At 57.6% G+C, this 11,272-nt stretch carries 11 protein-coding genes and 1 tRNA gene; 8 read left to right on the top strand and 4 right to left on the bottom strand.

The window, feature by feature from the left end; genetic code table 11:
• Positions 1-91: 91 nt before the first annotated feature.
• Genes IBX51_RS12695 through hemA form a run of 4 tightly spaced genes read right to left on the bottom strand, consistent with a single transcriptional unit; the run spans position 92 to position 4,070 of the window.
• Positions 92-838 (bottom strand): molybdopterin-synthase adenylyltransferase MoeB, encoded by a 747-nt coding sequence (locus tag IBX51_RS12695; protein ID WP_291831653.1) that lies wholly within the window; start codon positions 836-838, stop codon positions 92-94.
• Positions 828-1,706 carry a peptide chain release factor N(5)-glutamine methyltransferase gene (gene prmC / locus IBX51_RS12690; protein WP_291831652.1) on the bottom strand — a complete coding sequence of 293 codons (879 nt, stop codon included), beginning with the start codon at positions 1,704-1,706 and terminating at the stop codon, positions 828-830. The genes IBX51_RS12695 and prmC overlap by 11 nt, the downstream gene beginning before the upstream one ends.
• A complete protein-coding gene (gene prfA, locus IBX51_RS12685; RefSeq protein ID WP_291831651.1) occupies positions 1,696-2,784 on the bottom strand; it encodes a peptide chain release factor 1 in 1,089 nt (362 codons plus the stop codon). Before prfA ends, prmC begins: the two co-directional genes overlap by 11 nt.
• A complete protein-coding gene (gene hemA / locus IBX51_RS12680; RefSeq protein WP_291831650.1) occupies positions 2,781-4,070 on the bottom strand; it encodes a glutamyl-tRNA reductase in 1,290 nt (429 codons plus the stop codon). Before hemA ends, prfA begins: the two co-directional genes overlap by 4 nt.
• Positions 4,071-4,303: 233 nt before the next feature.
• On the opposite strand from hemA, the gene IBX51_RS12675 reads away from it, so the two are divergent.
• The 8 genes from IBX51_RS12675 (at position 4,304) to ychF (ending at position 11,272) form a co-directional block, all read left to right on the top strand.
• Positions 4,304-6,055 carry a tetratricopeptide repeat protein gene (locus IBX51_RS12675; RefSeq protein ID WP_291831649.1) on the top strand — a complete coding sequence of 584 codons (1,752 nt, stop codon included), beginning with the start codon at positions 4,304-4,306 and terminating at the stop codon, positions 6,053-6,055.
• The gene (lolB, locus tag IBX51_RS12670) at positions 6,055-6,681 is read left to right on the top strand and encodes a lipoprotein insertase outer membrane protein LolB (RefSeq protein ID WP_291831648.1); all 627 of its coding nucleotides are present in this window, start codon (positions 6,055-6,057) and stop codon (positions 6,679-6,681) included. The genes IBX51_RS12675 and lolB overlap by 1 nt, the downstream gene beginning before the upstream one ends.
• 4 nt (positions 6,682-6,685) lie before the next feature.
• A complete protein-coding gene (ispE, locus tag IBX51_RS12665; protein ID WP_291831647.1) occupies positions 6,686-7,549 on the top strand; it encodes a 4-(cytidine 5'-diphospho)-2-C-methyl-D-erythritol kinase in 864 nt (287 codons plus the stop codon).
• A gap of 19 nt (positions 7,550-7,568) precedes the next feature.
• Positions 7,569-7,643 (top strand) — tRNA-Gln (locus IBX51_RS12660).
• Positions 7,644-7,695: 52 nt separating this feature from the next.
• Entirely contained in the window at positions 7,696-8,646 is a 951-nt protein-coding gene (locus tag IBX51_RS12655; protein WP_291831645.1) for a ribose-phosphate diphosphokinase, read from the top strand.
• 191 nt (positions 8,647-8,837) lie between these two features.
• Positions 8,838-9,473 carry a 50S ribosomal protein L25/general stress protein Ctc gene (locus IBX51_RS12650; RefSeq protein ID WP_291831644.1) on the top strand — a complete coding sequence of 212 codons (636 nt, stop codon included), beginning with the start codon at positions 8,838-8,840 and terminating at the stop codon, positions 9,471-9,473.
• A gap of 33 nt (positions 9,474-9,506) precedes the next feature.
• Entirely contained in the window at positions 9,507-10,097 is a 591-nt protein-coding gene (gene pth, locus IBX51_RS12645) for an aminoacyl-tRNA hydrolase (RefSeq protein ID WP_291831642.1), read from the top strand.
• 83 nt (positions 10,098-10,180) lie between these two features.
• Complete coding sequence (ychF, locus tag IBX51_RS12640; RefSeq protein ID WP_291831641.1) at positions 10,181-11,272, top strand: redox-regulated ATPase YchF; 1,092 nt, start codon at positions 10,181-10,183, stop codon at positions 11,270-11,272.

The raw sequence follows: 11,272 nt of genomic DNA, 5'->3' as shown, positions 1-11,272 counted from the left end.
AGTCGCAAAGAAGCCATTGCCAGATTTCAGGCGTTGAAGGACTGACTCACACGTTGGCGGGCAGGCTTACCCAACCCTGCCCCACCAGGTGTTATAGCGAACACACCGGACAATCCGGATCTTTCGCCAGCTTCATTTCGCGCCATTCCATCTGCCAGGCATCGAGAATCAACAGGCGACCAATCAGCGGTTTACCCACGCCGCTGATCACCTTGATCGCTTCCATAGCCTGCGCCGAGCCAATCATGCCGACCAGCGGGGCGATCACTCCGGCTTCGGAGCAGGTCAGGTCTTCATTACCCTGCTCTGGATACAGGCAGTGGTAACACGGGCTGTCCGGATGCCGGGGATCGTAGACCGACAACTGGCCTTCGCCACGGATGGCGGCACCGGACACCAACGGCACGCCAGCGGCGACCGAGGCCCGGTTCAGGGCAAAGCGGGTGTTGAAATTGTCGGTGCAGTCCAGCACCAGGGAGGCTTCGGCCACCAACTGCTGCAGATCGTCGCCATCTACACGGCGATTAACGGCTGTTACGGTAATGTCCGGGTTGATGGCACGCACCCGTTCGGCCAGGCGTTCGGCTTTGGCATCGCCCAGCCAGCGCTGTTCAAAAGCGATCTGGCGTTGCAGGTTGGCCAGTTCGATCTGATCGTCATCCACCAGGGTCAGGTGACCGACGCCGGCGGCGCCCAGGTAAAGCGCCACCGGGCAACCCAGACCGCCAGCACCCAGGATCAGTATGCGAGCGGCTTTAAGCCTTTCCTGCCCGGCAATATCAAACCGTGGCATTAAAATCTGACGGCTATACCGGAGCAGTTCCTCGTCACTGAGCATGGGTTTGTCTCGCTGATTCATCGCTGATGGGTTTGCGGGCAAGGGTCATCCGGTCGTTGCCGCCATAGTCTTTGCGGGTTTCTATAGTGTGCCATCCAGCCTGGGCAAACAAATCCCGAACGGCGTCGCCCTGATCGTAACCATGCTCCAGCAACAGCCAGCCGCCTTCGTTCAGCCAGTTCTGGCCTTGTGAGATTAACAGACGAATGTCGTCCAGGCCGTCGTCGCCCGCGACCAGGGCCGAGGATGGTTCAAACCGGACATCACCTTCACTGAGGTGGTGATCGCTGGCGGGAATGTAAGGAGGGTTGGAAATCAAAAGGTCAAACTGCGCCTCTGGTAACTGATCAAACCAGTGGCTTTGCACCACCGTGATCGGCAGGCCCAGGCTGGCGCTGTTGGCGCGGGCCAGCTCGACGGCATCGGTAATGCGGTCACTGGCCCATATTTGCCAACTCGGTTGCTCGCTGGCCAGGGCCAGGGCAATGGCTCCGGTACCGGTACCCAAGTCCAGTATCACTGCGTGTTCAGGCAATTCCAGCGACAGCGCGGCCTCTACCAGACACTCGGTATCCGGCCTGGGAATCAGGGTGGACGCGCTAACGCTCAAAGGCAATGACCAGAACTCCTGCTGGCCCAGCAAGTAGGCAACAGGCTGGCCGCTCGCGCGCTCTGCCACCAGGGCAACAAATTGTTGCGCCTGCTCCTCTGCGACTTGCCGTTCAGGCCAGGCCCGAAAGCTGGTTCTGCTCAGGCCGGTGACGTGGCTCAGCAACAGTTCGGCATCCAGCCGTGGCGAGTCCCCTTTGATCAGGGCAACTGCCTCGTTCAGCAATGCCTCACAGGTTAGCGAAGACTCACTGATCATGAGCCAGTTCAGCCAGAAGTTCAGCCTGGTGCTCTTGTTGTAACGGCATCACCAACGCATCCAGATCGCCGGTGATCACTTCATCCAACTTGTACAAGGTCAGGTTGATACGATGATCGGTCACCCGGCCCTGGGGGAAATTGTAGGTACGAATGCGCTCAGAGCGATCACCACTGCCCACCAGGCTCTTACGGGTTTCGGCCATGGATCTCTGTTGCTTCTCAAGCTCGCTGTTCTGCATACGAGAAGCCAGCAGGCTCATGGCTTTGGCACGGTTCTTGTGCTGTGAGCGCTCTTCCTGACATTCCACTACCATGCCGGTAGGCAGATGAGTTATACGAATGGCAGAGTCGGTTTTGTTGACGTGCTGACCGCCAGCACCGGATGCGCGGAAGGTATCGATGCGCAAGTCGGCCTTATTAATCTCAACGGCTTCGGCTTCGTCGGCTTCCGGAATCACCGCCACGGTGCAGGCGGAGGTGTGAATACGGCCCTGGGATTCGGTTTCTGGCACCCGTTGTACCCGGTGGGCACCAGACTCAAATTTCAGCACGCCATAGACGCCATCGCCAGACACCCGGGCGATGATTTCTTTGTAGCCGCCGTGTTCGCCCTCGTTTTCGCTCAGCACTTCTATCTGCCAGCGGCGGCGTTCGGCAAACCGGGAGTACATTTTAAACAGATCACCGGCAAAAATAGCCGCTTCGTCACCGCCGGTGCCAGCACGCAACTCCAAAAAGACGTTTTTCTTGTCGTTTGGGTCTTTTGGCAACATCAGGCGCTGGAGCTCTTCGTCCAGATGTTCTGACCGCTCCCGGGCGTCGGCAAGCTCGTCTTCGGCCATGGCCCGCATGTCGGCGTCACCGTCCTTTGCCAGCTCTTTTGCCTCGGCCATATCTTCAATGGCCTGCTGCCAGGCCCGAAAGCCTTTGACCACCGGTTCAATTTCGGCGAATTCCCGGGACAGCTCCCGGAATTTATCCTGATGGGCAATGACCGAGGCATCACTCAGCAACGCGTTAACCTCCTCGAACCGTTCAACTAGCTGTTCAAGGCGGGACTGAATGGATGGCTTCATAATTTTTCCGTGGTGGCGGGCTCGTCTGCGTCAAGCGCGTCAAGCTGATACAGCTCGCGCAGGCACTCAGTGACTTCTGTGCGGCCTTCGGCCATGGCCTTGCGGACCTGCACAGAAGGTTGATGCAGCAATTTATTGGTCAGACCCCGGGCCAGACTGCGTAAGACCGTTTCCGGATCGGCACCATTGCGGAGCGCCCGCAGCGCCTTCTCAGACTCCATGTCACGCAGCAATTCGGCACGTTGACGGAACACCTTGAGCGTAGACACCGCATCCAGTGCGCGCAGCTGGTCCAAAAACTCCTGGACACCGCTGGTGATCAGGTTTTCCGCCTCCCGAGCTGCGCCTTCCCGGGACCGGATATTCTCTTCTATCACCTGGCGCAGATCATCGACCGTGTACAGATACACATCCGCCAGCGAGCCAACCTCCGGCTCGATATCCCGGGGCACAGCAATATCGACCATAAAATACGGACGATGCTTGCGTTTTTTCAGTGCCCGTTCAACCGCGCCTTTGCCCAGTATCGGCAACGGACTGGCGGTGGACGAAATGATGATGTCGACATCCGCCAGATGATCCGGAATTTCAGACAGCAAAATGCCCTTGCCGCCATGGGGTTCGGCCAGGGCCTGCGCTTTTTCCAGCGTCCGGTTAGCCACAACAAACTGGCGCACGCCGGCATCGGCCAGATGCCGGGATACCAGCTCTATCGTTTTGCCAGCGCCAATCAATAACGCCTTATTGCGGGACATATCCGCAAAAATGTGATGCGCCATACTGACAGAGGCATAGGCCACCGAGACCGGATTCTCGCCAATGGCGGTCTGGGTGCGCACCCGCTTGGCCACAGAAAAGGTCTGCTCGAACAAACGGGACAGGAACGACCCACTGGCACCGTGCTCCCGAGCCAGGCTATAGGCATCCTTCAGCTGGCCAAAAATCTGCGGCTCACCGAGCACCATCGAATCCAGCCCGGCCGCTACCCGCATCATGTGGCGCACGGCGTCCGAATCCCGGTGTACATAGAGCACGTTTTCAAGGTCGGCCACATCGAGTTCGTGAAACCCGGCCAACCAGCGCAGGACGGTTGGCGCGCAATCGTCGTCACCCGCCAGATACAGCTCGGTACGATTGCAGGTAGACAGGATGGCTGCCTCACTGGCACCGGAAGCCGCTCGGAGTTCAGAGAAGGCCTGGGCCATCCGCTCCGGCGTGAACGCCACACGCTCGCGGATTTCCACGGGTGCGGTTCGGTGATTGATGCCCAGTGTCAGCAATGCCATTTTGACGTTGTAAAACCCTTTGCGATTCGTGGATATTACCTGCCATTCTACCGGCGAGAGTCACTGCCCGCCACCCGAAAACGCAGTCACTTCGGCAACTGCGGACGGGTTGGGCAAGTTCAGGTGCTTATGCCATTATAGGGACTCGACCATGGCCGTAACCCGATCTGACTCAATTCCGAGTCAGAACAGGGTAAACTCCGACGTACCGCCGACAGCACACGAGAAGTTGCATGCAAAGATCCGCACCGTATCTGGCTACCTGCCTGCTGGCATTCACCATTGCCGCCTTACCCGGCTGCGCCAGCTTCTCCGGGACCTTGGAGCCTACTGCCGAAGAGCCGAAGACCAAAGCCGCCCTCCCCTCTGGCACCGACGCTGCGCGTTACGCTGATTTCGAGCCAGAAGTCCTTTATCAGCTTCTGGCCGCAGAGATCGCTGCCCAGCGTGGACGTTACGACGTCACCCTGGTGAATTACCTGCAAGCGGCTAAAACCTCGCGGGACAAAGGCGTCATTACCAGAGCCATGCGAATTGCCCAGACACTCAACGCAGACAACGCCCAACTGCAACTGGCAGAGCTATGGTTGGAGTTGGAGCCCGACAATCTGCTGGCGCGCCGGATCTCCGCCATTCAGGCCGTCAAGCGACAAGACCTTGAAACCGCCCTGGTCCACATGGAGCGAATCATGGAGCAGGGTGAAGATGCTGATTTCGACAGCCTGGCAGCCATGTCAGCCAACCTGCCGCCCCAACAGCGCCAGGAACTGTTAGATCTCTACCAAAGACTGGCCGAGCGGCACCCCGGCAACCCGGACCTGGAATACAGCATTGCCCTCCTGCTGAAGATCAATGGCGCGCCTGATCAGGCTCTGGACCGTATCGACCGCTTGCTCACCGAGCAACCAGACTTCATACCCGCCATTGTCCTGAAGGGCGATCTGCTTTATCAGACCGGCCAGACCAGGGAGGCGCTCATCTACCTCACCAACAACACCCGGCGCTATCCGGCCAGCCGGCAGCTGGGCACCCTTTACGGCCGCATACTGATTAACGAAGGTGAACTTCAGGCTGCCCAGGACGAGTTTGAGCGCCTTACAAGACGCTATCCGGATACACCAGGCCTGCGACTGTCTTACGCTCTGGTGGCGCTGGAGAATCAACAATCCGAGGTCGCCAGAGAAGAGCTGACCCGCCTGGCCGAACAGGGCCATCACTTCGACGAAGCCAACTTTTACCTCGGAAGACTGGAGGAAGAGGCCGGAAACACATTACAAGCCGTTGACTATTACATGAGCGTGGAAGGTGGCAACTACTTTTTCCCCGCGCTGGCCAGGGCGAGCGAGCTACAGGCTGAATCCGGCAACCTGGAAGACGCCATCACCAACATTCAATCCCTGAGAGACGTCAACCCGGGGCGGGCTGAAAACTTCTGGCTGCTCGAAGTCAATCTACTGCTGGACCAGCAGCAAGAAACCGCCGCTATGGCTGCCGCCGATGAAGCCCTCAAGGCCTTCCCAGATAACATTCAGCTGCGTTATGCCCGTGCCATGCTTCACGATACCGTCGGCAATACCGACCAGGCAGAACAAGACCTTCGAACCATCCTCGCGCAAGAGCCCGACAACGCCGTAGCACTCAACGCACTGGGGTACATCCTGACCATTCGAACCGAACGCCTTGAAGAAGCCCAGCGCTATATCGAGCAAGCGCTGGCACTGGACCCGGGCAACCCGGCCATCCTCGACAGCATGGGCTGGGTTCGATTTCGACAGGGCGATACTGAATCGGCATTGAGCTACCTGTCGGAGGCCTGGACCGCTTACCCCGATCCGGAAGTGGCCGCTCACTATGGCGAGGCGTTGTGGGTCAGCGGCAACAAAGAGCAAGCAAAAATCATCTGGGAGCAAGGCCTGGAGCAAGCACCCGACCATGACATTCTGCGCGAAACCATTGAGCGCCTGATCGGTAACGGAAACCCGTAATGCTGAAACACCTGATCCCCGCCCTGCTACTGTTCACCGTATTGGGTGGCTGTACCAGAATTCAGCTAGAGCCCCTCCCTGAAGGCATGACCGAACAACCGCCAGCGGATTGGGCAACACGCAGTCACTCACTCAGTCAGTTTGATCACTGGCAACTGTCGGGCAAGCTCGCTGTGCGCCAGCCCTCAGACAGTGGTAGTGCCGTCATCAATCGCTGGAAACAGCAAGGCGAGCACTACGATCTGGCCTTGTCCTCCTCTTTTCTGGGTATGGGCAGCACCAGCCTGCGCGGCACTCCCGGCTTTCTGGAACTGCAACTACCCAATGGCGACCTGTACCGGTCTTCGCAACCAGAATCCCTGGTGCTGGCGGCAACCGGCTGGCAACTGCCGATCGACAACCTGACCTGGTGGGTTCGCGGTCTGCCATCCCCGGCTGAACATTCCCGTTTGCTGTTCGATCACCAGCAGCAACTGGCCATTATTTACCAGAACGGCTGGGAGATTCGCTTTGACCGCTGGCAACCGTTCGTCGATGACCTGCCGCCACTGCCCGCCAGAATCACCGCCTTGAAAAACGACAAGCGCGTGCGGGTGGTGATCACCGACTGGCAACGTAAGGACTGATCACGTGAGCCAAAGCCTGACCCTGCCCGCGCCGGCAAAACTTAACCTGTTCCTGCACATCGTTGGTAGAAGGCCCGATGGCTACCACGAGCTTCAAACGCTGTTCCAATTTCTCGACTACGGCGACGACATCACATTTACTCTGACACCCGAACAACCCGGTGTACGCCTCAGCCAACCGGTCGCCGGGGTACCCGATGACGACAACCTGATCATCCGCGCCGCCAAGGCCCTGACAGCTGCCACAGAACGCCCTCTGAGTGGCGTCAGCATCCACATCACCAAACGCCTGCCCATGGGCGGCGGGCTGGGCGGAGGCAGCTCCAATGCCGCCACAACCCTGCTTGGGCTCAATCAGCTCTGGCAGCTCAACCTCAGCGAAGACCAACTGGCTGACATTGGTCTGCAATTGGGCGCAGACGTGCCCGTGTTTGTTCGAGGCCGGGCAGCCTTTGCTGAAGGCATTGGCGAAATTCTCACGCCCGCAAACCCGCCCGAAGACTGGTTTTTGGTGCTCAAACCCGACTGCGAAATAAACACCGGCAAGATTTTTTCTGAACAAGGGTTGACAAGGGACACCCCAAAAATGAAAATAGCGCCCGCTTTTGAGGGAGACGCCTCGAGGTACCGAAACGACTGTCAGGATATAGTTTGTGAGCTTTACCCAGACGTTAAAAAAAGCCTGAAATGGCTTTCACAATTCGGACCTGCAAGATTAACCGGAACCGGGGCTTGCATTTTTGGACGTTTCCCGACAGAATCCGCAGCCCGGATTATCTGGGAAAGCAAACCCTCCGGCATCACGGGGTTCGTAGCTAAAGGGGTGAACAGTTCACCTCTTCACCAAAAGCTGACAGAGCTGAAATGATGCCAAAAGAGCACGATATTGGGGTGTCGCCAAGTGGTAAGGCAACGGGTTTTGATCCCGTCATGCGCAGGTTCGAATCCTGCCACCCCAGCCACCTTTCTCCTGCTTCTTCTGAATCAACCGCTGATATCGCGAAGGATTCCATCGTGTCCAAATTGATGATTTTCGCTGGCAATGCCAACCCTGAGCTTGCCAAAGCTATTGCCCAGAAACTTCACATTCCCATGGGCCAGGCCACTGTAGGCCGGTTCAGCGACGGTGAAACCACGGTCGAGATCGATGAGAATGTTCGGGGCCATGATGTCTTCATCATCCAGCCCACCTGCTACCCCACCAACGACAACCTGATGGAACTGATCGTGATGGCCGACGCACTTCGCCGTGCCTCTGCAACACGCATCACCGCGGTTATCCCGTATTACGGATACGCTCGCCAGGACCGCCGGGTTCGCTCAACGCGGGTAGCCATCAGCGCCAAGGTTGTGGCGGACATGATATCCAGCATTGGCGTGGATCGCGTACTGACACTCGACCTGCACGCAGATCAGATTCAGGGTTTCTTCGATATTCCCGTGGACAACATCTACGCCACCCCGGTCATGCTCGAAGACATCGAGAAGCAACGCTTTGAAAACTTTGTTGTGGTGTCGCCAGACGTGGGCGGCGTGGTTCGCGCCCGGGCCGTTGCCAAACGACTGGATGACGCCGATCTGGCCATCATCGACAAGCGTCGCCCGAAGGCCAACGTCTCCCAGGTGATGCACATCATCGGTGATGTCAAAGACAAAACCTGCATTCTGGTAGACGACATCATTGATACCGCAGGCACCCTGTGCAAAGCCGCCAAAGCCCTGAAAGAGCACGGTGCAGAGCGGGTTGTGGCCTACATTACCCACCCGGTACTGTCTGGCCCCGCCATCGACAACATCAACTCTTCCGAACTGGATGAACTGGTGGTCTGCGACACCATTCCGCTGGGTGACAAAGCCAGGAATTGTGATAGAATCCGCGTCCTCAGCATGGCCAGCCTGCTCGCGGAGTCTATTCGTCGCGTCAGCAATGAAGAGTCTATCAGCGCCATGTTTGAGAACGTCTGATCCGGCACATCCGGAAATAAGCAGACAGAACAGCAAGTTAACATTACGCTGTAACAGTATCTGAGTCGGGAGCCCTTCAAGGCTCCCGACTCTTTTAGTCAGCCAAAGAAAATAATCTGAGGCTATTCAAAAATATCATCTGTTCAAACGCCTGGTCGCGGGCAGTTCAGATGACGATTGAGGTACATATCATGTCCCAGGAATTTGTAATTGAAGCATTTCCTCGTGGCGATCAGGGGAGAGGTGCGAGCCGCCGCCTGCGTCGTGAGGAACGGAAAATCCCGGCCATCGTCTATGGCGGTAACAAAGAAGCCGTGTCCATCTCCATTTGGCACAACGAGCTGAAAAAAGCTCTGGAGAATGAGGCTTTCTTCTCTCACATTCTGACCATCGAGCTGGACGGCAAGAAAGAAAGCGTGATCCTGAAGGATCTGCAGCGCCACCCGTACAAGCCGCTGCTGACCCACGCCGACTTCCTGCGCGTTGACAAGAACCATGAAATCCACGTTAACGTTCCGCTGCACTTCCTGAACGAAGAGACCGCTCCGGCCATCAAACTTCAGGGCGGCGTGGCCAACCACCAGATCAACGAAGTGGAAGTGATCTGTCTGCCGCAGAACCTGCCCGAGTTCATCGAAGTGGATATGGCCAAGGTCGAAATGGACCAGGTAATTCACCTCAGCGACCTGAACCTGCCGAAAGGCGTCAAGATTGCCACCCTGCTTCAGGGCGACGATCACGACCTGCCGGTTGTGGCTATCCATAAGCCGCGCGGCGCCAAGGTTGAAGAAGCCGAAGACGGCGAAGAAGGCGAAAGCCAGGAGTAATTACCCCTGGTGTGACGAAGAGGGCACGGGCAAATGGCACAGGATATTGTCATGGTGGTTGGTCTGGGCAATCCCGGCGCTGACTACGAGAATACCCGCCACAATGCCGGCGCCCTGTTTGTCGAAGCTCTGGCCCGCGCTGCGGGCCAGACGCTCCGCCCAGAAAAGAAGTACCACGGGCTATACGCCCGCATCCAATGGCAGGGTCTTGACCTGCATCTGCTTAACCCAAGCACCTTTATGAATCGCAGCGGCCTGGCCATCAAGGCTCTGGCGGATTTCTACAAAATTCCTCCCGAACACATTCTGGTTGCCCACGACGAGCTGGACCTGCCACCTGGCACGGCCAAACTCAAAAAAGGTGGAGGACACGGCGGCCACAATGGCCTGCGCGACACCATTGCCCACCTTGGGACTAACGAATTTCAAAGACTTCGTGTTGGTATCGGTCACCCTGGCGACAGCCGAAAAGTCACCGGTTATGTACTCGGCCGGCTGGGCAAGCAGGAAACCGAAGAACTGGGCGCCGTCATCGACGAAATCCTGCGGGTACTGCCCGACGCCGCCAACGGTAAACTCGCGGCCGCCATGAACCGCCTGCACAGCTTCAAGCCCACCGCTTAAGCAAGACATAACCCCTTACTCGCACCGGTACCGATACACCGGTATAATCCGCCCAAATTTTTTTGTTCCAGCAGAGGCATTCCATGGGATTTAACTGCGGCATCGTCGGCCTTCCCAACGTCGGCAAATCTACCCTGTTCAACGCACTGACCAAGGCCGGCATCGGCGCCGAAAACTTCCCGTTCTGCACCATCGAGCCCAACGCCGGCGTTGTTGCCATGCCCGATCCACGCCTGACCAAGCTGGCCGAGATCGTCAAACCCCAGCGCGTTGTGCCCACCACCATGGAATTCGTGGACATTGCCGGCCTGGTAGCCGGTGCCTCCAAGGGCGAAGGCCTGGGCAACCAGTTTTTGGCCAACATCCGTCAGACCGACGCCATTGCCCACGTGGTCCGTTGCTTTGAGGATGGTAATGTCATCCATGTAGCCAACAAGATCGACCCGGCATCCGACATTGAGGTGATCAACACCGAACTGGCTCTGGCCGACCTGGACACCGTGGAAAAGGCCATCAAACGGGTCCAGCGCATCGCCAAGGGCGGCGATAAAGAGGCCAAAGCCCAGCTGGACATGTTCGAGAAGCTGCTGCCGGTGCTGAACGAAGGTAAACCGGTGCGCAGCATGAACCTGGACAAAGACCAGATGGCGCTGGTGCGTGAACTGTGCCTGCTCACCGTCAAGCCCACCATGTACATCGCCAACGTCAACGAAGATGGCTTTGAAAACAATCCGCACCTGGACACCGTACGCAAAATCGCGGAAGCCGAGAACGCCGTGGTGGTGCCCATCTGTAATAAGCTGGAGGCGGAAATCTCCGAACTGGAAGACGAAGAAAAGTCCATGTTCCTGGATGAAATGGGCATGGACGAGCCAGGCCTCGACCGCGTCATCCGTGCCGGCTACAGCTTGCTCGACCTGCAGACCTACTTTACCGCCGGCGTAAAAGAAGTGCGGGCCTGGACCGTCCGGGTCGGCGCCACTGCCCCCCAGGCTGCAGCCGTTATCCATACTGACTTTGAACGCGGCTTTATCCGGGCCGAGATCGTCAGCTACGACGATTTCGTTCAGTACAACGGCGAAGCCGGCGCTAAAGATGCCGGCAAATGGCGCCTGGAAGGAAAAGAATACATTGTCAAAGATGGCGACATTATTCACTTCCGCTTTAATGTCTGA

It is taken from the genome of Marinobacter sp., assembly GCF_014859525.1.
In the GTDB taxonomy this organism is placed as follows: Bacteria; Pseudomonadota; Gammaproteobacteria; order Pseudomonadales; family Oleiphilaceae; genus Marinobacter.
The sequence above is the reverse complement of the archived record's forward strand: the minus strand, read 5'-3'. Positions and strand labels throughout refer to the sequence as shown.

Bases quoted from the DNA above. Each gene is read 5' to 3' on its own strand.
- prfA (WP_291831651.1), bottom strand. From the start codon at position 2,784: ATGAAGCCATCCATTCAGTCCCGCCTTGAACAGCTAGTTGAACGGTTC.
- IBX51_RS12675 (WP_291831649.1), top strand. From the start codon at position 4,304: ATGCAAAGATCCGCACCGTATCTGGCTACCTGCCTGCTGGCATTCACC.
- IBX51_RS12695 (WP_291831653.1), bottom strand. From the start codon at position 838: ATGCTCAGTGACGAGGAACTGCTCCGGTATAGCCGTCAGATTTTAATG.
- IBX51_RS12650 (WP_291831644.1), top strand. From the start codon at position 8,838: ATGTCCCAGGAATTTGTAATTGAAGCATTTCCTCGTGGCGATCAGGGG.
- ychF (WP_291831641.1), top strand. From the start codon at position 10,181: ATGGGATTTAACTGCGGCATCGTCGGCCTTCCCAACGTCGGCAAATCT.
- hemA (WP_291831650.1), bottom strand. From the start codon at position 4,070: ATGGCATTGCTGACACTGGGCATCAATCACCGAACCGCACCCGTGGAA.
- lolB (WP_291831648.1), top strand. From the start codon at position 6,055: ATGCTGAAACACCTGATCCCCGCCCTGCTACTGTTCACCGTATTGGGT.
- pth (WP_291831642.1), top strand. From the start codon at position 9,507: ATGGCACAGGATATTGTCATGGTGGTTGGTCTGGGCAATCCCGGCGCT.
- prmC (WP_291831652.1), bottom strand. From the start codon at position 1,706: ATGATCAGTGAGTCTTCGCTAACCTGTGAGGCATTGCTGAACGAGGCA.